At 47.8% G+C, this 23,334-nt stretch carries 23 protein-coding genes and 1 pseudogene; 16 read left to right on the plus strand and 8 right to left on the minus strand.

What is annotated here, in order from left to right:
* Nucleotide 1 precedes the first annotated feature (1 nt).
* Nucleotides 2-598 carry a class I SAM-dependent methyltransferase gene (locus B9Y77_RS09380; protein ID WP_085491345.1) on the minus strand — a complete coding sequence of 199 codons (597 nt, stop codon included), beginning with the start codon at nucleotides 596-598 and terminating at the stop codon, nucleotides 2-4.
* Nucleotides 599-671: 73 nt separating this feature from the next.
* The gene (locus tag B9Y77_RS09385; protein ID WP_176221727.1) at nucleotides 672-1,853 is read right to left on the minus strand and encodes an alpha/beta hydrolase; all 1,182 of its coding nucleotides are present in this window, start codon (nucleotides 1,851-1,853) and stop codon (nucleotides 672-674) included.
* 105 nt (nucleotides 1,854-1,958) lie between these two features.
* Between B9Y77_RS09385 and B9Y77_RS09390 the strand changes: the two genes are divergently transcribed.
* Nucleotides 1,959-2,747 (plus strand): ZIP family metal transporter, encoded by a 789-nt coding sequence (locus B9Y77_RS09390; RefSeq protein WP_085491346.1) that lies wholly within the window; start codon nucleotides 1,959-1,961, stop codon nucleotides 2,745-2,747.
* A 2-nt stretch (nucleotides 2,748-2,749) separates the two neighbouring features.
* Here B9Y77_RS09390 and B9Y77_RS09395 read toward each other — a convergent pair whose 3' ends face one another.
* Nucleotides 2,750-4,243, minus strand: coding sequence for an ATP-binding protein (locus B9Y77_RS09395; RefSeq protein ID WP_254899979.1), 1,494 nt, complete (start codon nucleotides 4,241-4,243; stop codon nucleotides 2,750-2,752).
* 143 nt (nucleotides 4,244-4,386) lie between these two features.
* On the opposite strand from B9Y77_RS09395, the gene B9Y77_RS09400 reads away from it, so the two are divergent.
* Nucleotides 4,387-5,178, plus strand: coding sequence for a hypothetical protein (locus B9Y77_RS09400; protein WP_073423825.1), 792 nt, complete (start codon nucleotides 4,387-4,389; stop codon nucleotides 5,176-5,178).
* Here B9Y77_RS09400 and B9Y77_RS09405 read toward each other — a convergent pair.
* Together B9Y77_RS09405 and B9Y77_RS09410 are read right to left on the minus strand one after the other, a co-directional pair.
* A complete protein-coding gene (locus B9Y77_RS09405) occupies nucleotides 5,163-5,651 on the minus strand; it encodes a GNAT family N-acetyltransferase (RefSeq protein WP_073423826.1) in 489 nt (162 codons plus the stop codon). The two genes, B9Y77_RS09400 and B9Y77_RS09405, sit on opposite strands and share 16 nt — an antisense overlap.
* A gap of 23 nt (nucleotides 5,652-5,674) precedes the next feature.
* Nucleotides 5,675-6,556 carry a LysR family transcriptional regulator gene (locus B9Y77_RS09410; RefSeq protein WP_085491347.1) on the minus strand — a complete coding sequence of 294 codons (882 nt, stop codon included), beginning with the start codon at nucleotides 6,554-6,556 and terminating at the stop codon, nucleotides 5,675-5,677.
* 409 nt (nucleotides 6,557-6,965) lie between these two features.
* On the opposite strand from B9Y77_RS09410, the gene B9Y77_RS09415 reads away from it, so the two are divergent.
* The 10 genes and pseudogenes from B9Y77_RS09415 (at nucleotide 6,966) to B9Y77_RS09455 (ending at nucleotide 17,469) form a co-directional block, all read left to right on the plus strand.
* A complete protein-coding gene (locus B9Y77_RS09415; RefSeq protein ID WP_085491348.1) occupies nucleotides 6,966-8,411 on the plus strand; it encodes a class I SAM-dependent DNA methyltransferase in 1,446 nt (481 codons plus the stop codon).
* Nucleotides 8,412-8,534: 123 nt separating this feature from the next.
* The gene (locus tag B9Y77_RS09420; RefSeq protein ID WP_176221728.1) at nucleotides 8,535-9,776 is read left to right on the plus strand and encodes a restriction endonuclease subunit S; all 1,242 of its coding nucleotides are present in this window, start codon (nucleotides 8,535-8,537) and stop codon (nucleotides 9,774-9,776) included.
* An 8-nt stretch (nucleotides 9,777-9,784) separates the two neighbouring features.
* A complete protein-coding gene (gene hsdR, locus B9Y77_RS09425) occupies nucleotides 9,785-12,130 on the plus strand; it encodes an EcoAI/FtnUII family type I restriction enzme subunit R (RefSeq protein WP_085491480.1) in 2,346 nt (781 codons plus the stop codon).
* 203 nt (nucleotides 12,131-12,333) lie between these two features.
* Nucleotides 12,334-13,359 (plus strand): PDDEXK nuclease domain-containing protein, encoded by a 1,026-nt coding sequence (locus B9Y77_RS09430; RefSeq protein WP_217807226.1) that lies wholly within the window; start codon nucleotides 12,334-12,336, stop codon nucleotides 13,357-13,359.
* 189 nt (nucleotides 13,360-13,548) lie between these two features.
* Nucleotides 13,549-13,821 (plus strand): hypothetical protein, encoded by a 273-nt coding sequence (locus B9Y77_RS09435; protein ID WP_073114413.1) that lies wholly within the window; start codon nucleotides 13,549-13,551, stop codon nucleotides 13,819-13,821.
* A gap of 275 nt (nucleotides 13,822-14,096) precedes the next feature.
* Nucleotides 14,097-14,507, plus strand: a pseudogene (locus B9Y77_RS09440) (virulence RhuM family protein); the annotation flags it as partial.
* A gap of 76 nt (nucleotides 14,508-14,583) precedes the next feature.
* On the plus strand, nucleotides 14,584-14,787 hold the full coding sequence (locus B9Y77_RS16215) for a hypothetical protein (protein WP_176221730.1): 204 nt from the start codon (nucleotides 14,584-14,586) through the stop codon (nucleotides 14,785-14,787).
* Between the two features lie 126 nt (nucleotides 14,788-14,913).
* A complete protein-coding gene (locus B9Y77_RS09445) occupies nucleotides 14,914-15,453 on the plus strand; it encodes a flavodoxin family protein (RefSeq protein ID WP_085491351.1) in 540 nt (179 codons plus the stop codon).
* Nucleotides 15,454-15,489: 36 nt separating this feature from the next.
* Nucleotides 15,490-16,101: a DUF1349 domain-containing protein gene (locus B9Y77_RS09450; protein ID WP_072827658.1), complete on the plus strand. Its 612-nt coding sequence runs from the start codon at nucleotides 15,490-15,492 to the stop codon at nucleotides 16,099-16,101.
* A 159-nt stretch (nucleotides 16,102-16,260) separates the two neighbouring features.
* Complete coding sequence (locus B9Y77_RS09455; RefSeq protein ID WP_085491352.1) at nucleotides 16,261-17,469, plus strand: alpha/beta hydrolase; 1,209 nt, start codon at nucleotides 16,261-16,263, stop codon at nucleotides 17,467-17,469.
* Nucleotides 17,470-17,516: 47 nt separating this feature from the next.
* Here B9Y77_RS09455 and B9Y77_RS09460 read toward each other — a convergent pair whose 3' ends face one another.
* Nucleotides 17,517-18,182: an MmcQ/YjbR family DNA-binding protein gene (locus tag B9Y77_RS09460; RefSeq protein ID WP_176221731.1), complete on the minus strand. Its 666-nt coding sequence runs from the start codon at nucleotides 18,180-18,182 to the stop codon at nucleotides 17,517-17,519.
* Between the two features lie 176 nt (nucleotides 18,183-18,358).
* Here B9Y77_RS09460 and B9Y77_RS09465 point away from each other — a divergent pair, with 176 nt between their 5' ends.
* From B9Y77_RS09465 to B9Y77_RS09475, 3 genes are all read left to right on the plus strand, one after another.
* Nucleotides 18,359-19,549 carry a Bcr/CflA family efflux MFS transporter gene (locus tag B9Y77_RS09465; protein ID WP_085491354.1) on the plus strand — a complete coding sequence of 397 codons (1,191 nt, stop codon included), beginning with the start codon at nucleotides 18,359-18,361 and terminating at the stop codon, nucleotides 19,547-19,549.
* 39 nt (nucleotides 19,550-19,588) lie between these two features.
* Complete coding sequence (locus tag B9Y77_RS09470) at nucleotides 19,589-20,071, plus strand: cyclophilin-like fold protein (RefSeq protein WP_254899980.1); 483 nt, start codon at nucleotides 19,589-19,591, stop codon at nucleotides 20,069-20,071.
* 123 nt (nucleotides 20,072-20,194) lie between these two features.
* Nucleotides 20,195-20,575 carry a putative quinol monooxygenase gene (locus B9Y77_RS09475; RefSeq protein ID WP_176221741.1) on the plus strand — a complete coding sequence of 127 codons (381 nt, stop codon included), beginning with the start codon at nucleotides 20,195-20,197 and terminating at the stop codon, nucleotides 20,573-20,575.
* A gap of 25 nt (nucleotides 20,576-20,600) precedes the next feature.
* Here B9Y77_RS09475 and B9Y77_RS09480 read toward each other — a convergent pair whose 3' ends face one another.
* The gene (locus B9Y77_RS09480) at nucleotides 20,601-21,404 is read right to left on the minus strand and encodes a LysR family transcriptional regulator (RefSeq protein WP_085491355.1); all 804 of its coding nucleotides are present in this window, start codon (nucleotides 21,402-21,404) and stop codon (nucleotides 20,601-20,603) included.
* Between the two features lie 197 nt (nucleotides 21,405-21,601).
* Between B9Y77_RS09480 and B9Y77_RS09485 the strand changes: the two genes are divergently transcribed.
* On the plus strand, nucleotides 21,602-22,114 hold the full coding sequence (locus tag B9Y77_RS09485) for a flavodoxin (RefSeq protein WP_085491356.1): 513 nt from the start codon (nucleotides 21,602-21,604) through the stop codon (nucleotides 22,112-22,114).
* Nucleotides 22,115-22,289: 175 nt separating this feature from the next.
* On the opposite strand, the gene B9Y77_RS09490 is transcribed toward B9Y77_RS09485, so the two are convergent.
* Nucleotides 22,290-23,171: a substrate-binding domain-containing protein gene (locus B9Y77_RS09490; protein ID WP_085491357.1), complete on the minus strand. Its 882-nt coding sequence runs from the start codon at nucleotides 23,169-23,171 to the stop codon at nucleotides 22,290-22,292.
* Nucleotides 23,172-23,334 lie beyond the last annotated feature (163 nt).

The following is a 23,334-nucleotide window of genomic DNA, read 5'->3' on the forward strand; positions in this document are numbered from 1 at the left end:
TTCATTTTCCGCATTCCACGTAGGCTAAATCAATCCGCCCCTTGATAACGCAATTTTCCGTTATCGTCCAGCCATTCCCTTTCAAGAAAGACTTGTATTCGTCTTCCGTCCATTCGTGCGCAAAGCGAACACCGACAAGACTCAAAAGCTTTTGCCACAAGTTTCTTTTGCCGTCAGCAGGGAATATAAAGTTCGGAGCTATCAGCACGCCGTCATCTTTCAAGACGCGGCGGATTTCCGCAAGCGCCTTCGAGGGCTCCGGGATAATGTGGAGTGCATTCGCAATCACGACGACATCAAAAGCGTTGTCCATGAACCGCAACGAAGTCGCATCAGCCACTTCAAAACGCACATTCTCCGGATTCTTCGCCTTGCGAGCCGTCTCAATCATCTTCGGAGCAAAATCAGTCGCCACCACATGATTTGCATGCGGAGCAATATGCCGCGCAATCATCCCCGGACCCGTTGCAAGCTCAAGCACATCCTTGCCCCGCGCGACCTCGCCAATTCGCCCATACATAAAATCATAAATATCCTTCTGCGAACGCATCGCGAATTCATAAACCGGCGCAAAGATATCCCAAATGTTCTTACTCATCATTTTCTCCTAAAAAACGCACTCTCCTCATGACAAGGAAAGTGCGCTAACCGATTAAAACAAAATCTAGTTATTAAAAGTTCTGTGCAACGACAATTTGCTTCCGCAAAATGGCACCATCCAAGAATTCAAACATCGTGCGGTATGCTTTATCGCGGACATCCTTACGCGAAAGGAACAAGTCGTGCATGCCGTCCGTAATCGTTACAGTCGTGACATCGTTACCCAATTTCGGAGCCCACTTTTCAAGGAGATTCACATCGAGCATGCAATCGCAACGCATGTAGTCGTCATCCCACTTGACCGTGTTCACCGTACAGCCGCTACGCATCATGAGAACAGGAGCCTTGATCTGCATTCCCGCATGGATCCACTTGATGCCGCGAGTTGTCGCACGGAGGTATCCAAAATACTGTTGTGGCCATTCATCGCTTTTCAATTTACGATTGAATTCCCACTCGCCCTTTTCACTTTTCAAAAGAGATATGTTGTACTTAGGGGCTTCCTGTTTCGGAGCGGGTGCATCGGGCAACAACAGCGCAATATCCGAGAATACAGGGAACGCCACATTGCGGACAAACCAGCTATTTTTATAATCCAGGAACGGACTATTCAAAACGAGAGCTGCAAAATCTTCGCTATTACGTTCATTCAAGTAATTCGGCGTGATCAACCCACCCTGCGAATGGCCGAGAATGACAAACGGCAATTTTGCATTTGAGCCTTTCGCAGCAATACTCTTGCTAAGCGCAATAGCCGCATCCAATTCCGCATAGTATTCCTTGACGCTACGCATATCCGAACGCGGCTCGCCTTCACTATACGAACGACCATTGTAATGCAAGTCAATTGCAAAGAACGCAAAACCCGCAGAATCCGATTTTTCCGCAAGTTCTTCCTGGAAGAAGTAATCATTGTAGCCATGCACGTACAAGATAATTCCACGCGGATTCGGTTCATGCCTCAACGCACGCGGAGAACTTCCGTAAGGATATTCAATCAGCGTCGCATGGAAATCTTTATCATACGGCTTTACGTCAATCGGATAAACCTGATAAGGTTCGCCAAGTTCCGGGTCCACAGCCTTCAGCGGCAAAGCGTTATCAATAACAGTCTGCAATGTAGCAGCCGAGAGTTGCTTACTGTAAGCCTCATCTCGTTTCTTTTCCTTGCAAGCTGCAAGGCACGCATTTGCAGAAGTTGTAAAAAGCAATACGACAGAGGCCGCGACAACAAAAGACTTTAACTTATTCATGCGTCTACGATACAAAAATGTAATCGTTTACGCTACTCCAATTAGACCTTCAAAACTCCAGCGCGTTTTTTGAAATTGTCAAGTTTTAATACTATCTTTTTTCGTATGACTCAACCTATTTTACCCATTATTCAAGGCCTCACCATTCCGTTTTTAGGGACGGTTCTCGGCGCAGCATGCGTGTTCTTTATTCGCGGGCAGATGAAGCAGAACCTCAAGCGCGGACTTTTAGCATTTGCGGCTGGCGTCATGGTAGCGGCATCCGTCTGGAGTCTGCTCCTCCCGGCCATCAGCGCCAGCGAACATTTGGGGAAATTATCATTTGCACCCGCCGCAGTCGGATTTTGGGCAGGTATTTTATTTCTATTCATTTTGGATAAAATCACACCGCATTTGCATTTGGGCAGTCAAACTCCCGAAGGTCCGAGAGCAAAACTTAAACGCACCACGATGCTCACGCTCGCGGTAACGCTCCACAACTTGCCCGAAGGCATGGCAGTCGGCATCGTTTTCGCAGGTTGGCTTTCCGGGAATGTCGCCATCACGCTCTCGGCCGCATTCGCTCTTTCCATCGGTATCGCGATACAAAACTTCCCTGAAGGAGCAGTCGTTTCGCTCCCGTTAAAAGCCGAAGGCGCGACACGCAAAAAAGCATTTGCACTCGGAGCGCTCTCCGGAGCTGTCGAACCCATCGGAGCCTTGATTACCTTAATCGCCGCCGAAATCCTTTCGCCATTTATGCCCTACCTGCTCTCGTTTGCGGCAGGCGCAATGATTTACGTTGTCGTTGAAGAAATGCTCCCCGAAGTGAGCGAAGGCGACCACTTTGACGCAGGCACTATCCTCTTCGCCGTCGGCTTCACGCTCATGATGGCACTCGACAGCGCACTTTAAAATCAAGCAAACAATTCTTTTATCGAAATAACCTTGTAATTGCCCAGATTTTTTATTTTCTTCTTGACTCCAGCCGTGACGCCCTTTCTGGAAAAAATCCAAAAATACAAATTGTCGCGTTTAATACACGGTGCGCACGCCTGCAAGTCAGAAAGTTCAGTCTCATCAAACGCCTTTTCAGTGTATTTACATTCGCAAAGAATGGCATTATTCTCATCTTGGGCAACAATGTCTATTTCCTCTTGACGTTTCGCAAGAGGGTTATTACCCCACCAGCGTCCAACTTGTTCAGCAAAGAACGGAAGCTCGCCATTATAGGATTTTTCCATAATAAACTGCGAGCACACTCTTTCAAATCGATGCCCAATATATCCATTTAAGCTTTCAGTTGTAAACTCTCTATCGTAATAAATTTCAGGTGAAATAAGCCCATTCAACATATTCAAATGTTTATAAATAAACCTGAAATAAAAAGCAAAGTAGTTATCGTCAATGGAATAAAGCGTATTGCGAGCCTTGCCTTTTTCGCCAACAGGGATTTCTGTTTTGATAAATCCCAAATTTTGAAGGACGTTCAGGTATTTTGCAATCTTCGCCCCATCTTCTCCGACCTTCATCTTTATATCATTAAGCGTCGAAGCACCAGAATTGATAGCAAGCAGAATATTCTTATAAAAAAGCGTTTCTTTGAGTTCCATGCGAAGCAACGTATCAATTTCATTGTATAAGTAGCCCGTTGTAGAAAGGCAATTTTTGATGACGTTCTCGCGAATAGAAACGGAATCGTCAAAAAGAGAAAGGTATAGAGGAATACCGCCAAGAATTGAATAAACCGTTAGGACTTCTTCGTCACTATATTTGGGGAAAAATTCTTTAGATTCTTTATATGAAAATGGTTGCAATTTCAAATCGGCAGTCTTGCGACCATATAAAGGTTTGGTAGAATCATCAAACAAATCCTCAATAACAGAGACTTCAGAACCGCACAAAATTAAAAAAATGTTCTTTTTTTTCAGAATTCGGTCAATAGCATTCTGCAGCCCCGAATCGTATACAGGATTTGAATTGTACAAATAAGTAAACTCGTCAATAATGATATTCACACGTTTAGAAAAAGCGGCACCATCGATGAACGAGTAGACATCCTGCCAAGTCTCAAGTGAATTCAAAAAATCGCCAGCATTTAATACCCGTTTCAATTCCGTACAAAAATTACGAACATTATTGGCTTCGCTCCCTTTGTCAGCAGTAAAGAACACAGTATCCTTTTCATGAAGCGAGGCAAAGTGAGCCAAAAGAAAACTCTTGCCCACGCGCCTACGACCATGCATGATTAGCATTTCAAATTTCTTAGACCGATAAAGATCTTCAAGAAGCTTTAATTCTCTTTTACGTCCGACAAACATCTTATTTACTCCAAAGTTATTAACTTTAAAGTTATTTACTCTAGAGTTAATATAAATATTTTTCATTAGAGAATCAACAAATTCTAACAAAAACACTCTTTTTCAAGGGTATCATAAAAAAAAGACAATACATTGTCAAGTTTTTTCATGACTTTTGCAATTTTTATCAATTTTAGCCAACCAATTTTACTACTTTATATTAAGTAATTATCAATACAGTAAGGAGGATTAACATGAACAAAAAGTCTATCGCACTCACCCATGCATTGGCTATACTATTTACATCATTTGCCATTTTAGGCTGTTCAAGCGACAATTCTAGCGGGGCAAACGGAAATGAATGCGTTTTCGCAAACAACGAAAAAAGCCCACTGATTCTGGATTCAATTTCGTCATGCATCATCAATCCCGATTCAATTGAAGGACTCATCGCATTAAATAAAATCTACCTTAAATATTTTGACGGAACATGGAGACTCACATTCCCTGCAAATATCAATGATTTAAGAGACAATTACACCATCGCAACTCGCAGCGCAAACGACACGTTGATCGTTTCCATGAAACGAAAAAAAGAAAGCACAGCCGTACCCGGCCTCGCCTGCCCCGTTCTAGTCTACACTTCGCTAAAAAGAGAACTAGAAGAGAATTACCTAGCAGCTATGGGCGCTTATTCCATCATCCGCTACGACGAAAATTTCGTTACTCTGGATTCCATATCGGATTGCATCCTCGACGAACAAGAAATAAACAAGCACTACTTTTCCGACACCGCATTTGTCGAAGAAAAAAACGGGAAGAACATCATTGTTTTCCCGTCGCAATTAGACTATCCTAGAAAATATGTCAAATCAATCGGAGTGTTCATCAAAGGTGACACTCTGCAACTGGACCTTCTCGATAAAGAAAAACCACCTGAGACACCTCTGTTCTGCCCAATCAAAGTTTACGGAACGTTAAACAAACCATTCAACGGAAAATTTGTTTCGACCCGTTCAGGAGTTTACGTTTACAGTTCGATATAGTGCGGGATAATATCTTCGTAGTTCCCGTCTTTGAGCAAGAAACCCTTGGGAATCACGCCGAGCTGCGTAAATCCGAGCTTCTTGTAGAGCTTGAGTGCCGACGTGTTTGTGGCGACAACCGCATTGAACTGCAAGATCCTGAAGCCGATTTCCTTTGCCTTCGCGAGGCAATCCTTTACGAGAAATTCACCGATGTGCTGGCCGCGTTTGTTCTTCTTGACCGCATAGCTTGCATTCGAAATATGCCCGCAGCGCCCGACATTGTTCGGGTGGAGAATGTACAGCCCCACAACCTCGCCGGAGTCCGTATCAAGAGCAATACCCGTGAACGATTGCGACTTGAAAAAGGCGTCACCCGTCTGCGGGTCAAGCGCATCTTTCTGAGGGAACGCGATTCCGTCTTCGACGATATCGTTCCAGATTTCAATCGCGTCGTTGATATACTTTGTACTGTATTCTTCAATTTTAAGCATGAGAATAATCCTCTAATTTCTTTTTATTCCCCCAGCACGTGCCGGAGCGTGTCGAGGAAAAGTTCGCCCGCCCGCGTGAACTGCTGGCCCCGCCGCCAAATGATGTACATGTTGGTGGTGAGCTCGGGCATGAGCGGCCTGAAGCACAGGCGCGAAGTGCGGCTCGTATCCACCAGTCCGTCGAAAGTGAGCAGGTAGCCCGTGCCCTCCTTCGCAAGCACCGAACCGTTGTACGAAAGATCCAGCCCCACAATCACGTTCAGCCTCGAAATATCGTCGCCGAACCATTTCGGCAAATCCGCCACCATCGCCTGCCGCGACGCCATCAGCGGCTTGTCGAGCAAGTCCTTCGGCTCAATGAAATCCCGCTTGGCCAAAGGGTCGTCGCGACGCATCACCACGCCCCAGCGGTCCACCGAACGCACCGCAAGGCAGTTGTACTTTTCCAAATCAACGTTGTCTACAACCACCGCGAAATCAAAAATGCCCTTGTCCAGCTTTTCCAAGGCGCGCTCACTGTCGCCCGAATATAAGTTGTACTTAATCTTCGGATAGTCGTCCCGGAGAATCGCGATGCACTTCGAAAGAAAATTCACGTTCCGCGATTCCGCGCAGGCAATGGCGATTTCACCCACCACCTCGTCTTCCTTCAGCGACTTGAAATCCTGCACCGTCCTGTCCGCCATCGAAAGGATATCCTCCGCACGCTCCCGCAAGAGTTCCCCCGCAGGCGTCAGCCGAATCGCGTAATTCGTGCGCTCGAAAAGCTTTTCGCCCAGTTCCTCCTCCAACTCCTTGAGCTGGCGACTCACCGTCGGCTGCGTCACGCAAAGATTATCCGCCGCGCGCGAGACATTCCCCAACCGCGCCGCCTCCAGAAAATACCGCAAAACTCGAAGTTCCATACCCGAAAGCTAATAAAATTCAAGCCCCGCAGGTATGAATTTGCAAAATAATGCCCGAAAGGAATAACTGATTGCAGCCCCACATTTGTCATTCCCGCTCCATTTGTCACCCCGGCCACTGTGCCGGGGTCGCCGATTTACTACTATTTTCCACTGACATAGCCCCATTCCTCACGGTTTGGGGCGCATAGAAATTTGAGTTATTGCTCTTATTCTCGCCTTGAAAAACGACCAAAATTTTCAAATCCAACGAGAATGGGCAGACACTCACGCACCCTGTGCGTGGGTCGTTTGTGCTTACGTTGGATAGGTTTCTTGGTCGTTACCTCAAGGCGGTAAGTGCATTCGATTCCACGCCTTTTTTTGTGGATTGAATGCACCAGCATAAGGGCTAGCAAATGAGGCCCTTATGTTTGAGCAGACTTTTAACAATATCGATGACATCCTCTGGAAAGAGGGTGGTTGCAGCAACGAACTGGATTATGTGGAACAAACTTCGTGGGTCCTGTTCCTCAAGTACCTGGACAACCTCGAAGCCGAGCGCGAAGAAGAAGCCGAACTCAAGGGCGAAACCTACGAGCGAATCATTGATAAGAAATTCCGTTGGAACACCTGGGCCGCCCCAAAGACCAAGAACGGCGAACCCGACCACGCCAAGGCACTCACCGGCGACGACCTCACGGATTTCGTGAACAACAAGCTTTTCCCTTACCTCAAGAAGTTCAAGGAATCCGCCACCACGCCGCAATCACTGGAATACAAGATTGGCGAAATCTTCGGTGAACTCCGCAACAAAATAACGAGCGGCTACAACCTCCGCGAAATTCTGTGGTATGCCGACGCGCTGAGTTTCCAGAGTAGCGAAGATAAGCACGAGATGAGCCACCTGTACGAAGACAAAATTCGCAGGATGGGCAACGCAGGCCGTAACGGCGGCGAATACTACACGCCGCGTCCGCTTATCCGCACCATCGTCCGCATCATCGACCCGAAAATCGGCGAGACCGTGCTAGACCCGGCTTGCGGAAGTGCTGGGTTCCTTTGCGAAGCCTACGCCTACATGAAGCAGAAAGTCAAGAGCGTTGCCGACAGGGAAACTTTGCAGAAGAAAACCTTCTACGGACAAGAGAAAAAGGGCCTTGCCTACATCATCGGCATCATGAACATGATTTTGCACGGCGTGAACGCACCGAACATTTTGCACACGAATACCTTGTCCGAAAACATGGCGAACGTGGAACAGAAAATGCGTAAGGACGTCATCATCGCGAACCCGCCCTTCGGTGGCAAGGAACGCGCCGAGGTCCAGCAGAATTTCCCCATCAAGACAAGCGAAACAGCCTACCTCTTTATGCAGTATTTTGTCAAGTTGCTCAAGGCGGGCGGCCGCGCGGGCATCGTCATCAAGAACACATTCCTTTCAAACACCGACAACGCGTCGGTCATGTTGCGCAAGGAACTCTTGGAAAACTGTGACCTGCACACGATTCTCGATTTGCCGAGTGGCGTGTTTACGGGCGCTGGCGTAAAGACCGTGGTGCTCTTCTTCGAAAAGGGTCGCCCCACCGAAAAAATCTGGTACTACCAGCCGGACTTTGGCCGCAACCTGGGCAAGACGAACCCGCTTACCGAAGATGACCTTGCGGAATTCGTGAAGTTGCAGAAGAAAAAGACCGACAGCGAAAAATCGTGGACCATAAACGTCAAGGATTTGAACCCCGAAACATACGACCTCTCGGTGAAAAATCCCAACAAGAAAACCGAAGTCGAACTCCGCGACGCCAAAACCATCATCAAGGAAATGCAGAGCTTAGACGAAGAGAATAGGAAAATCCTCGCCAAATTGTCGATATGAGAGAACTTTGTCATTCTGGAGCGAAGCGATAGAATCCAAAGTGTTAAACAAAGTGTCACCCTGAGTCCCGGAACAAGTCCGGGATAAACAATGTCGAATGGGTCTAAGCAACCGGAGAATGTTATGAGCAAATGGGAATGGAAGAAACTTGGTGAAGTTGCAAAAATTTATAACGGCAACAGCATAAATGCTAATGTAAAAAAGGAACGATACTCAAATGTAGAATCGGGATTTCCTTTTATCGCAACAAAAGATGTTGGTAATGATTCTGAAGTTGATTACGAAAATGGAATTAGAATACCTTTTGAGGAAGCCGGATTTAAAGTCGCAAGAAAGGATACTGTTTTAATATGTGCAGAAGGTGGTAGTGCAGGAAAAAAGAAATGTATTTTAAATGAAGATGTTTGCTTTGGAAACAAGCTATTTGCAATTGATTATAATAGAGAAAAACTAATTGGAAAATTTGTTTTTTATTACACTTTTGAACAATCTTTCACTGATGAGTTTCAAAAACTTTTATCGGGTATAATTGGTGGTGTCAGTTCTGCAAAATTTAAGGAAATTCAAATTCCCATTCCCCCTCTTTCGGAGCAGAATCGCATAGTCAAATTCCTTGACGAAGAATTCTCAAAAATAGACACACTCAAAACAAACGCCGAAACCAACCTCAAAAACGCCAAAGAACTATTCGAAACCACCCTTGAAAAAGAACTGAATTCCCAATCACGTCATTCTGAGCGTAGTGAAGAATCCAGTGCAGAATTGCCCTCCGGCTGGGAATGGAAAACATTGGGGGATGTTTGTGAGATTCTATCGGATTTGATTAATCCAACAGAAGAAAAGTATTTGAATATGTATCATGTTGGTGGTGCAAATATTGAAAGTGAAACAGGACGGATTATCGATTTGAAAACTTCAGAAGAAGAAGGTCTTACATCAGGTAAATTTGTTTTTGATGATTCTGTTGTGTTGTATAATAAAATTCGTCCTTATCTAAAAAAAGTTGCTCGACCTAATTTTGCTGGTATATGCAGTGCTGACATGTATCCGTTATCACCAAAAAACGGAATGCTTAAGGACTTTTTGTATTACATCTTAATAGCAAGCGATTTTACTGATTATGCAATCAAACATTCTGATCGTGCGGGGATGCCAAAACTAAATCGAAAAGCTTTGTTTGTGTATGAATTCCCCCTCCCGCCTCTTTCCGTCCAAAAAGAAATCGTCGCCCGCCTAGACAAACTCTCCGAGAACGTCAAACGCCTCGAAGCAAACTACAAGCAAATCATCGCCAACTGCGACGAACTTAAAAAATCGATTCTGAAGAAAACTTTCGAAGGAGATTCCCGGTCAAGCCGGGAATGACAGCAAGTATGAACGAGTCCGATACCAGAAGAAAGAAGATTGACCCCAAGCTGAAAGAAGCCTTGTGGGAAGTGACGCCGGACAGCGCCATTTATACGGAGCAGTCCGCTTACGAAATCGCACCGGGGCGAATCGGCCATGCCGAACGCAACCCCAAGAAAATCGACTACCTTCTGGTTTACAAGGGCATCAAGATTGCCATCGTCGAGGCGAAAAAGGACGAACTCGATGTAAGCGAGGGCGTGCCGCAAGCCAAGGAATATGCGGAACGCATGAACATCCGCTTCACGTATTCTTGCAATGGCGATAAAATCTGGGCAATCGACATGCAGACGGGGAAGGAAGGCTTTGTCGATGCATTCCCGACACCGCAAGAACTCTGGGAACGACTTTATCCTGAAAACAATCCGCTCCGCGACAAGCTGAATGCCGTTCCGTTCAACAGGGATGGCGGCAAGTCTCCGCGCTACTATCAGGAAATCGCTGTCAATAGCGTCATGGAGGCCATCTCCCGAAAGCAGGACCGCGTCTTGCTCACGCTTGCAACGGGAACGGGCAAAACCTACATCGCTTTCCAAATCTGCTGGAAAATTTTCAAGGCACATTGGAATGTCGATGGAACGGAACGCTTGCCGCGCATCTTGTTCCTTGCCGACCGCAATATCCTCTCAAATCAGGCGCTCAATGATTTCGGACAATTTGACGAAAATGCCATGTGCCGCATTACGCCGGAATCTATCGCCAAATCAAAAGGCGTGCCCAAGGGCCCGAGCATCTATTTCAGCATTTTCCAGACGATGATGACCTCGTTGAATGGAAAATTTGTTTATGAAAATTACCCCGAAGATTTCTTTGATCTTGTCATCATCGATGAATGCCATCGCGGTGCCGCTAACGACGAAAGCCGCTGGCGTGATATTCTTGATTATTTCCAACGGGCGTATCACTTGGGCCTGACGGCAACACCCAAGAAAAATGAAAATGCCAACACCTACGAGTATTTCGGAAAGCCTGTCTATGTGTATTCTCTGAAGCAGGGAATCGAAGACGGTTTTTTGACGCCTTACCGCGTGCGAATCTCTTCTAGCAATATTGACAATTACATCTACGATCCCGAAGACGATGTAGAAAGCGGCGAAATTGACCCGAACAAAATTTATACAGAAGCGGACTTCTATCACGGCAATATCAAGATTCGCGAACGCGATGAGTTTAGGGTTGAAGAATTCCTGAAACAGATTGACCCCGACGAAAAGACGATTGTGTTCGGTGCGACACAGGCCCATGCAGCCATTTTGCGAGACCTCATCAATCAGCATTCTCGCAAGCCCAACGTGAATTATTGTAAGCGAGTCACCAGTGACGATGGCGACAAGGGCGAAGCCGATTTGAAGACTTTCCAGGATAATGAAAAACTGTTGCCTACAATCCTTACGACATCGCAAAAACTCTCGACAGGTGTCGATGCCAAGAATGTCCGCAACATCGTACTGATGCGCCCTGTGAACAACATCATCGAATTCAAGCAGATTATCGGTCGCGGCACGAGACTTTTCGACGGAAAGTATTTCTTCACGATTTACGATTTCGTGGGCGCAAGCAGGAACTTTAGCGATCCCGAGTGGGACGGCGAACCGATTGTAGATACGCCGGAACCACCCGATGGTGGAAAATCTGATGGAGGCGACGGCTCTAGCGGCGGGCCACGCAAACCGAAACCTTGCAAAATCTGTGGCAATCTCCCGTGCACATGCGACGCAAACGTGAAAGAAAAAAATTGCATTGAAATTAAACTTTCTGACGGGCACGTTTTGCGCTTGCGTGCCCAGTGGGAAGAAAAGTTCATGTTCGATGGCGAACTCATAACGCTTGAACAGTTTATCAAAATTCTCTTCGGCAAGATTCCGGAGTTCTTCAAGGATAGTAAGGATTTGCGAGCCCGCTGGTCTGATCCCACGACCCGCGAAGCGTTGCTGCAGAACTTGAGCGACAACGGATTCAGCAAAGAAAGGCTCCGCCAAGTGCAAGCCTTGACGCAGAATGAAAAATGCGACCTGCTCGACGTGCTGGAACTCATCGCTTACAACAAGAGTCCCATGGAGCGCGCCGAAAGAGTCCGCCTGATGCACGAAGAAATCCTGAACGAAATATCCGAAAAGCAAGTCCCCTTCATGGAATTCGTCTTGCAGCAATATGTGGAAAACGGAGTCGATGAACTATCATTGAATCAGCTGCCCGAACTCGTCAAGCTCAAGTACGGCACCATCAAGGATGCCTGTGATAAAATGGGTGTGACCGGCAAGGATTTGAAGAAACTCTTCACCGATTTCCAGAAGACGTTGTACGTAGCGTAGACTTTTGAAATACGAATAACCCCAGTGGTTATGTAAAATTTCGTTATACCCCTTGCCAACTTTGGCAGATTTAGATACATTACCGCTGAACGCATCTCGCTGTTTTAAGGCGAGGTGCGTTTTTGCGTTAGATCGGCTTGTCGGTTTTGCAAGAACGCCTCAAATGTTAACTAGCCGTTTTTTGCGGCTAAATGGAGGCTAATATGGCTAAAGAAGTTATCTCTACGAAGCTGATCCAAGATGCCAAGCAAATCATCGAGACTGCTCGGGAAAATGCGGTCAGGAGTGTTGATTTCTGTCGTGTCCAGATGTACTGGAAGCTTGGTAAGCGTATTTTCGAAGAAGAACAGCATGGCAAGAAGCGTGCCGATTATGGGGCGTATATCGTGAAATCGCTTGCAGAAAAACTGGAAGCGGAGTATGGTCGTGGATTTGGTATTCGACAAATTGAGCGTGCTCGTCAATTTTTCCTATTGTATCCAATTGCGTCCGCAGTGCGGACGCAATTGAACTGGTCTCAATATAAGATGCTTATTGCTATTTCTGACCCCGAAAAACGCGAATATTACGAGCTTGAGGCGGTGAACAATTCTTGGAATGGACGCGAACTCGAACGCCAAATCAACAGCCAGCTATACGAGCGACTTTTGCTCAGCAACGACAAGGAATCCGTACTTGCAGTCGCTCGCAAGGAGCGCATCCCTGAAACCCCGCAAGAGGTCATCAAGGATCCGATGATTTTGGAATTTGTTGGGTTGAAAATGAATTCGGCCTTTTATGAAACCGATTTGGAAGGCGCGATTATTTCGCATATTACTGATTTTCTGCTTGAACTAGGAAAGGGATTTTCCTTTGTTGCCCGGCAGAAGCGGATTATGCTCGAAGACGATGAATTCTTCATCGATCTCGTTCTTTACAATAGGCTGCTTCGCTGTTTTGTGGTTATTGAAATCAAGACGAGCAAAATCACGCATCAGGATATAGGCCAACTCCAGATGTACGTGAATTACCACGACCGCATTGAAAAACTTCCCGATGAAAATCCTACCATCGGCATTCTTTTGTGCGCAGGCAAAAACGACACTGCCGTGAAAATGACTTTGCCCGAAGACAACAAGACTATCCTTGCTAGTGAGTACAAGTTGTATCTGCCCACCACCGAGCAACTGGTCGGTGAAATCAACGAAGCCAAAGAACTCGTGAAAAAATCCAAGCGAATAAAGAAATAAATTAGTGCGTCTCGCTCTTGACAGTCGCCTTCTAGTAATTTATATTTAGTGCGCAAGTGTGTAGAAAACTACTTTTCGCGCACGGTGTAAAACAAGCAAAGCCCCGCCTTTTTATGCATGTAGGCGGAGGGAGGAAAGATGAATACTAGCCAAACAAGGCCTGAAAATGTTATATTGCCATCAAGCAATATGATGTACCCCTTCATGACACTTGACGATAACGCAGAAATTGTCCATTCTGAAATGGGCAAGGACGGCCGCGTTAAGGTGTACATCGAAAAGCCCGACGCAAAAGACGGCTTCCATCGGGCGACATGCTATTTACCCTCCTATACATGGGAAGATATATTCGGTTTTTCAGATGAGGAAATCGATCGCTATAAGAAGGTGATTGAATCTACGGCTCATTTGATAATGGAATTTTCTCAGAAAGGCGGGTTCAGCAATGCCGCAAATCTTTAAGATAGGATCTTTCTGGGTTTATTTCTGGTCCAACGAAGGTGTTCCTCTGGAACCGGTACATGTCTTGCAAAATATTCTTCGGATTATTGAAGCTCGTCATGAGGATGTTGTTGCGAAATGGATTGCTCATTTCAACGAAATATCGTATTTCTGCTAGAAAGAACTAAAAGGATATGATTCGGAAGTAATCTCTGTATGTAAGGATACCTTACTAACAAAAAAAATGTAAACCCGAATGCCCCGCCTTTTTATGCATGTAGGCGGAGGGAGGAAAGATGAAGAATAGCGGTTTGTTGCCGTCGGGTGAAGTTGACGGCGAGAAGAACGAAATCATCGTGTATCAGCCGGAAGGGGGCGAATTTCACATTGAAGTTCGCGTGGATCAGGATACTGTCTGGCTGACGCAGGCGCAGATGGCGGAGTTGTTTTCGACATCTCGAACGAACATCGTTGAACATATTAGCCATATTTACGAAGAAAATGAATTGGATTTGGAGTCAACTTGTCGGAAATTCCGACAGGTTCAGATTGAGGGAAATCGCAGGGTCAATCGCCAAATTCCTTTTTACAATCTTGACATGATATTGTCTCTTGGCTACCGAGTTAAATCTGTAGTTGTAACTCGGTTCCGTCGCTGGGCCAATAAGGTCCTCAAAGAGCACATGTTGAAGGGCTTTAGCGTAAACCAGCGCCTTGTCGCTTATGCCCAAGCGAAATCCCGGAGTGAACGCGATAATCTATTCCGCCCGCATCAATCAGACGATGAAAGCTGAATGCGAACGGCTGAATCGGCAGTGCCCGCCTGTGAAATTGCGGACGATGCGCGAAGTCCACGACCGGTTCATTGTCGTTGACGAGACCGTTTACCACATCGGAGCTTCGATTAAGGATTTGGGCAATAAACTCACTGCGTTTTCAGTGCTTAGCCTTTTGACCAAGCAGCAACTGTTGGATATGATCAAGTAGCCCCGCCTTTTTATGCTGCTTAAATCTATGCCTTATAAGCATATCTAGTTATGAAAACAAAGTATTTGCAATATCTGAAAAAAGAGGTATATTTGAACATGTAAAGACTTCAACCGAGAGGAACCTATGAAAAAAGTATTGTTCTTGTCCAGCAGCTTGCGCAAGGGGAGCAACTCCGAAACTCTGGCGCAGGAGTTCGCGAAGGGTGCCGCCGAGGCGGGCAACAAGGTGGAATTCGAGTCGCTACGCGGCAAGAAGATCGGTTTTTGCATGGGCTGCCTCGCTTGCCAGAAGAAGGGCAAGTGCGTCATCAAGGACGACGCTCCCGCCATCACCAAGAAGATGGAATCGGCTGACGTCATCGTGTTCGCGACACCGATTTACTATTACGAGATGAGCGGCCAGCTCAAGACGATGCTCGACCGCGCGAATTCCCTCTATTCCAGCGATTACAAGTTCCGCGAAATTTATCTGCTCACATCTGCCGCCGACACCGATGCGAAGGCCATGAACATCGCAAAGCGCGGCATTGGCGGGTGGATCGCCTGCTTTGACGGCGTGAAGCTCAAGGGCGCTCTCTGCGCCACGGGTGCCGAAAGCGCTGGCGATGTCAAGAAAGATTCCGCGCTCCTGAAAAAAGCGTTCGCCATGGGAAAGAAAGTTTAATAAGGGGGGGGGCAACTATGAAAAAAGGAATTCCTCATGAAGCAAGTTTTTGACACTGCCGACCTGAAATGGACTCGCGAACCTGCAACTTACAAAGTTGGCGAGGATGAAATTTGCATCGTGACCGATCCGCATACGGATCTCTGGCAAAGAACTTATTACCGTTTTCGCAACGACAATGCGCCGGTTCTTCAGATTGAAACGGAGGAAAAATTTTTCTCGTTTGTCATGAAAACAGATTTTTCTGGAAGTCATCATCGCTTCGATCAGTGCGGAATCGCTATGTATCTTGATTCTGAAAATTGGCTGAAAGCATCTGTTGAATACGAAAATGAAAAATTCCAGCATCTTGGTTCGGTTGTAACCAACCACGGTTATTCCGACTGGGCTACGACTGCTATCAGTGCCGAAATTAAAACGATGTGGTTCCGCTTTAGCCGTCGAGAAAGTGACTATTGCGTAGAATGCTCGCAAGATGGAAAAAACTTCACGCAAATGCGCATTTGCCACATGTGGGAAGGTGCTGGTAAAATCCGCTTTGGTATTTACGCTTGTAGCCCTGAAGATTCCTCGTTCTTGGCAAAATTTTCAGACTTTGCATTGACGGAATGCCTGTGGAAAGCTCACGACGGCCAGCAACCTGATTGAATTTGTTTATTAAATATCCATGCCTAAAAAGCATAACAAACCATAGTAAATAAGCAATTGCTATTGTACAGGGAATAAATAATATTAAAAATGTAAAGGGAGATGTCCGCCTGCGCGGACATGACAAGAAGAGTTGAATTTTTAAATAGGAGATAAATCATGAAATCCAGATTCTTTAAAGCGGCGCTCGCCGTGGTTTCCGCATGCACCCTGATGGCATGTACCCCCGAAAAAGAAAACAATGCTGCCGCGCAAGGTGCCGCCACGCCGGCCGCGCAGTCGGCAACAGAAATAGCCTCCACAGCACAACAGACAAAGGACGAAAATATGAACAAGCTCACGCTCACCGCCGAATGGGACAAGGTATTCCCCAAGAGCGACAAGGTCGAACATTCCAAGGTCACTTTCAAGAACCACTTTGGCATTGAACTCGCCGCCGACATGTTCGTGCCCAAGGATACGAGCCTCAAGGTGAACGGCAAGTTCCCCGCAATCGCAGTCTCCGGCCCGTTCGGAGCCGTCAAGGAACAGTCCAGCGGCCTTTACGCCCAGCAGATGGCGGAACGCGGATTCCTGACCATCGCATTCGACCCGAGCTTCACCGGCGAATCGGGCGGCGAGCCGCGCTACATGAACAGCCCGGACATCAACACCGAAGATTTCATGGCGTCTGTAGATTTCCTCTCGACTCGCGACAACGTTGACCCGGAACGCATCGGCATTATCGGCATTTGCGGCTGGGGCGGCATGGCGATTAACGCTGCCGGCATCGATACCCGCGTAAAGGCGACGGTTGCCTCGACCATGTACGACATGAGCCGCGTAACCGCGAACGGCTACTTCGATTCCGCAAACAACGCCGACGCCCGTAACGAAGCCCGCAAGGCATTGATGGCCCAGCGCACCAAGGACTTCAAGAACGGTACGTATGACCTGGCTGGCGGCGTGGTGGACCCGCTCCCGGACGACGCTCCTTACTTTGTCAAGGATTACTACGCCTACTACAAGACCCCGCGCGGCTACCACAAGCGTTCCCTCAACAGCAACAAGGGCTGGGCCGCCTCCGCAGGCACCTCGCTCATGAACACGAAGCTCCTCGCATACGCCGACGAAATCCGTAACCCGGTGCTCATCATCCACGGCGAAAAGGCCCACAGTCGCTACTTCGGCGAAGGCGCATTCGAAAAGATGACCGGCAAGAAGGCGAACGTCCCCGCAAAACTCGACGCCACCAAGAACTGGAGCAAGACCGTCGGCAACAAGGAACTCCTCGTTATCCCCGGAGCCTCCCACGTGGACCTCTACGACAACCTGGAAAAAATTCCCTTCGAAAAGCTGAACGAATTCTTCAAGACAAACTTGAAGTAAAAGTGATCGCTTAAACAAAAAGCGGCCTGCGAAATGCGGGCCGTTTTTCACGCCAGCGTGTAGCTTTTATCCAGCAATTTCTTGATTTCGGTTAGCGACACAGTCCCATCAAGGATGATCGTTACCCAGCTTTTCTTGTTCATGTGGTATGCGGGGAGGTAGCCGGGCTTTTTCAGGAGTTCCGGCAATTCCTTCGGGACTATCTTGAAGTTCGCCACTTCGATTATCTCGTCGCCTTTGAGGCCAACTTTTGATTTTTCGACAGTCCCCAATAGGCAATACCATTTCTTGTTTTCGTGCTTGCGGATGGCGGCGAATTGCGGAAACCGTTCCCACAGATATTCGGGCTTGTCTCCGTATTTTTGTTCCGCGTAGCCAATCAGGTCGTTTGCTGATTTCCTTTTAAAAATCTGCGTTTCGAAACATTCGCTGATAAATTTATCCGTAATAGTGAAAACTTCTTTGCGGATGCGGCCCACGAGGGCTCCCTGCACTGACAGCACCGAAAACAGTAAGTATTCTTCGCCGGAATCGTTGTCGAACACCTTGACAGAAACTTTCTTGCCCCGTCCCACTCTGATTTCCAGACGGAATTGCCCGCCAAGTATTTCGCGGACGAGCGCATAGTTTGGCCCTTCCTTCGTGAACCCGAACGGAATGAGCTTCTTGACAAGGAGTTTCTTGCCGTTGAATTGTTCTTCGATGCCTGTCACAAACGAAAAGATAGATAAAATTATTTTTTTCGCCTTTGTCAAGAACTTGCCAACGGAAAAATTTTTTCCTAAATTCGCTTGCGAAATCAACGTGTAGCGGTCCCGCATAAGTCCAGTTGTAAGGCTTTGCGGGCTTTTTTTATGGCGATTCCGTGCGGTTTCGTCAAGAGGAATTTATGAGCGGAAAACAGAAATTCACTTTCCTTATGCTGCTGCTTGGACTGCTTTCGGCATTTGGTCCCTTCGTGACGGACCTTTACTTGCCGGCCCTCCCGAGCCTTGCCGATTACTTTGCAGCAAGCCCCTCGATGGCACAGCTTAGCCTCACCATGAGCATGCTCGGGCTTTCGGTGGGGCAAATCTTTGTAGGCCCGCTGAGCGACAAGTACGGCCGCAAAAAGTTGTTGCTAGTTTGTCTGTTGCTTTTTGTTTGCGGGACAGTCGCCTGCATTGTCGCGCCGAACATCGTAACCTTCAACGTGTTTCGTTTGTTGCAGGGCATGGCGGCATCCGGCGGCATTGTGATAGCGCGTTCCATTTCGGCGGATTCCTACCGCGGCCCGGTGCTCACCAAGTTCCTTGCCATGGTGAGCGCTGTGAACGGAGTCGCCCCGATTATAGCCCCGGTGCTAGGCGGATTCTTGCTGAATTTCATGAGCTGGAAGGGTACTTTTGCGGTGTTGCTTCTGTATGGGGCGCTGCTGCTCTTTATGTCAGGGAAATTCCAGGAATCGCTCCCGGTAAAACGCCGCAGCAAAAAATCTGTCTTTGCGAGCTTTAGCTTGTATGCAAAAGTGTTCAAGAACCGCGCCTACGTATCGTATTTCTTGGTATGCACATTCCCAATGATTATCTTGTTCGGGTATATTGCGTCTTCGCCGTTTATCTACCAAAAAATCTACGGCCTTTCGCCTGTCGGCTTTAGTCTGTGCTTTGCGCTGAACGCCGTTTTCACGGCCATCGGTTGTGCGTTGTCGGGTAAAGTCGGCAACGAATTCAAGGCCCTTAAAATCGCGGGTATGGGAATGTTCGTTTTCGCAATTGCTGTTGCTGCCGCACTCATGACGCACGCTTTACTCCCGCTTCTGCAGGTCGCCTTCATGGGGCTTACGTTCATGTTCGGCATGAGTCAGCCTCCTGCAAACGCATTGGCATTGAATGCGGAACGCGCAAATGCAGGCACCGCAGCCGCGGCCATCGGGGCATCGGGCTTCTTGATGGGCGGAATCGTTTCTCCGCTGGTCGGCATGGTCGACATTGCCACAAGTGTCTCGATCGTCCTAGTTGTGGGTGCCGTTTTGACGCTTATTTCTGTTCTCGCCATCGGTTCACTATGCGCAAAAGGCATAGTGAGTCATAGCAAATAAGTATTTTGAATCGCTCGAGCAATTATTTATATTGTGTATATGCGAAATTTTGTCCTTATAACGTTGTTCTTTCTGGTAGCCTGCAGCGATGCGGCGAGCCATTCGACGCAGCCTGAAGCTCAGACGCCGAAATCGTCCGCCAATTCATCGGCCCAAACGGAGGCTCCCGTGAAACTCAAGATCCATGTGAACGACACCACCTTCACGGCAACGCTCGAAGAAAATTCCTCGGCCAAGGCCTTCGCCGAATTCCTCGCGCAGGGCGACATGACGCTCGACATGCGCGACTACGGCAGCTTCGAGAAGGTGGCTGACCTGCCGCGCAGTTTCCCGCGCAACGACAAGCAAATCGACACCGACGCAGGCGACATCATCTTTTACCAGGGCAACTCCATCACCATTTACTACGACAAGAATTCCTGGAACTTCACACGCCTCGCCCGTATCGATAACGTGAACAAGAAGCGCCTCCAGCAGATCCTCGGCAAAGGGAACGTGAAGGCTACATTCTCGGTGGAATAGATTTTCAGTATGCGTTGCGCGCATACTGAGCATGAAAATTAAGCATTTTGAGCACTCCGCAAAAATATTTATATTATACGCAAAGCATTTCGGAGTGGCAAAATGAAACTCAAGTTTTTAACAATGTTTTCAATCCTTGCGCTCGCTGCGAGCGTGTTTGCGGAGAGTGCCATGAGCAACATTACGGTAAACCTGCGCTATACGGGTAAGAACGGGGCGGCAAAGAAGTTCGCCGAAGAGATGGTTTCTAGCGGGACTGTGGCGAAAATCCGTGCCGAGAAGGGCAACATCCGCTACGAATATTTCCAATCGCTGGACGATCCCGAGACCATCTTGCTGATTGACGCGTGGGAAAGCCAGGCAGCCATCGATGTGCACCATGCTTCGCCCATGATGAAGACGATTGCGAAACTCCGCGACAAGTACGACTTGAAAATGACTGTCGAACGCTACACGCCCGACAATACCATGCCCAAGACCGACGAAAAATTCATCAGGAAATAAGTCGCGAAAATGCAACGCCCGCGCGCTATTTCATTAACTTAACCTTGAAAAATTCCACGTTCATTTCGCGATCGGCGAGCGGCACAATCTTGCGATCCTTGGGAATTTCGTAATCGAACTTCTGGTCCGAAACGAATGTCAACAGCGAAGATTGTTCGATTAGCTTTGAAATGCCCTTCGTGCTGTCGTGCTTGATGAAGGTGGCGTCGGGAATCTTCTTGCGCTTGACCTGCTCCCAAAACCCTACGTTGCTGCGCTGGATGATGGTTTCGCCCTTGAGTTCCCGAAGCCGGATGGACTTGCGCTTCGCAAGCGGGTGCTTTTTCGGGAGCGCAATCGAGAGCCGCTCCTGCATGTATTTTTCGGCACGGTATTTCTTTGCACGGGGGGCCTTAAGCGTGATGCCGATATCCGCCGTGCCCTCGTTCAAGGCCTTCAGCACGCCCGCCTCATTGTCGATAATCTCGTAAGTGACTTGCGCGCCGGGGTATTTCTCCTGCAGTTCCTGCACCATCCGCATGGCGGGGAGGATGGCCACCGACGCGATAGAGAACGTGCGCGTGGCCCCCTGCGGGCTTACCTTTTCCATCATCTCGCCTTGCAAATCCATGATGCGCTTAGCGTATTCGGCGACCGTGCGTCCCTTCTCGTTTAGCTCAATGCGGTTCTTTTTGCGCTCGAAGAGCGGAGCACCGATTTCATCTTCCAGCTTCTTGAACGCGCGACTCACCGCCGGCTGCGAAGTGTAGAGCTTGTCTGCAACGGCCGAAAGCGTCCCGTATTCCAGGAACCCGGCCAGCAATCGCAAAATGTAGGTCTCGACAAACATAAAAATCCCCTTTTGGGGAGAATATAATAAATCCGCTATGCGTTTCACGCATAGTGGGCATAAAAATTACGCATTACGCGGCTGTGCTGGATTTATTTATATTATAGACAACCGGTTCAAAGGAATTTTTAACGAAAAAGGCGGATTCCATGAAAAAAATCACCTTGATTCTTTTATCACTTCTTCTAGGAGTCTCTATGGCAGCAGAAAAGAAAATCCTCGTCGTTTACTATTCCCGCGCCGACGAAAACTTCAGCGTCGGGAACATTTCCAAGGGCAATACTGAAATCATTGCCGAGATGATCGCGAAAAAGACGGGCGGCACGCTCTTGCATGTGGAACCCGCGAAGGAATACCCCAAGGGCTACGACGACTGCATCAACGTGGCCAAGAAGGAACTTGCGCAGGATGCGCGTCCGGCAATCAAGCCGGTGAACGTGAACCCCGAAGAATTCGACGAGATTTACGTCGGTTACCCGGTGTGGTGGGGCGAGATGCCCATGCCCATGTTCACCTTTTTCGAGAAGTATAACCTGAAAGGCAAGACGATTCACCCGTTCGTGACCCACGAAGGCAGCGGCCTCTCGGGTGTGCAGCGCCTCAAGAAGGTGACCGGCGCGAATGTGACCCCTGGCCTTGCCATCTACGGACACGTGGCCCAGAACGAACGCGACAAGGCCCAGAAAGAAGTCGACAAGTGGGTGAAGTAGGCTGATTGCGCCTCACTTAGGATTGCTAGTCCTCTTCTTCAATTCAGTCCAAGAGCTAGCTTTCTCTAAAATCGGCCTTGGAGAGAATGTCTCTGGCCTGTCCAATTTGCTTGAATAAAAAAAAAGAGATGAATCCTGTTCATCTCTTTTTCGTTTTACTTCATAGTTGCGTTTTTTACTTCACGTCTTTCCACTTACGGATAAGTCCGGTATACACATCCCGCAACCTGGACAGGGCAATATTGGAAACTTGGTTCTGCTTGTTGACAATCACGGCAATACCGTCTTGGGCGATGGTCTGGGAAGTTAAGACTTCCAGTTCGTTGGGTTTCAGGTTGCGGCTGGCCATGCCAATATCGCAGGTGCCTTCCTTGGCGGCTAGCATTCCCGAAGAAGAATCGTTGGTCTGAATTTCGATTTCCATTTCCGGGTTTAGGGCAGTGTAGGCTTCTTTGAGTTTTTCCATGACCGGTGACACACTGGAAGAACCTGCGATGACAATTTTGCCCTTCAGCTTTTGGGCTTGGAATTTTTTACCATCGGAAACTCTGATGTAGCCGTTTCCTTCGATAACGGCTTGGCCGTCGGCGCTAAGGATAAAGTTCACGAAGTCCTTTACGGCGTCGTTCATCTTGCCCTTGGTGGCAATGTTGAAGGGGCGGGCGATGGGGTACTTGGCGGACTTAATGTTTTCTTTGGTGGGAGCGAAACCGTCAATGCTCAGGGCCTTCACGGAACAGTTCAGGGAGCCAAGGGAAATATAGCCGATGGCGTATTCGTTACCGGCTACGGCACTCATGACGCCCTGAGTGCCGTCGATGGTAATCGCGTCCTTGGTAGTATTGTCCTTTTTCTTTCCATCTTGCTTGATAAGGGTTCCCACCAGTTCGGTAAAGGCGTCCCGAGTGCCGGAACCAGCTTCTCGGGCGATGACGGAAATTTCAGGCTGCTTGGTGGTGGCGACTTCGACGTTCTTTTCGTTTTCTCCGTTGCAGGCTGCCGTAATACCCATTACAGCTAAACTAATTACACAAGCGGTTAAAGCCAGTTTTTTCATTCTTGATACTCCTTGGTTGGTTTTGAATGATGACCACAAGTTAGACAAGCTATGTAAAGACCCAATAGCATGTAGGGTAAAATCTTTGTAAAGCCTTTACTCCTCTTTTATTCGTTACAAGAACTTCTCAAATATTTTACTTCGACCCCTCTTCAGTTTTTAC

Origin of the sequence: Fibrobacter sp. UWB13 (genome assembly GCF_900177805.1) — a bacterium.
GTDB lineage: Bacteria > Fibrobacterota > Fibrobacteria > Fibrobacterales > Fibrobacteraceae > Fibrobacter.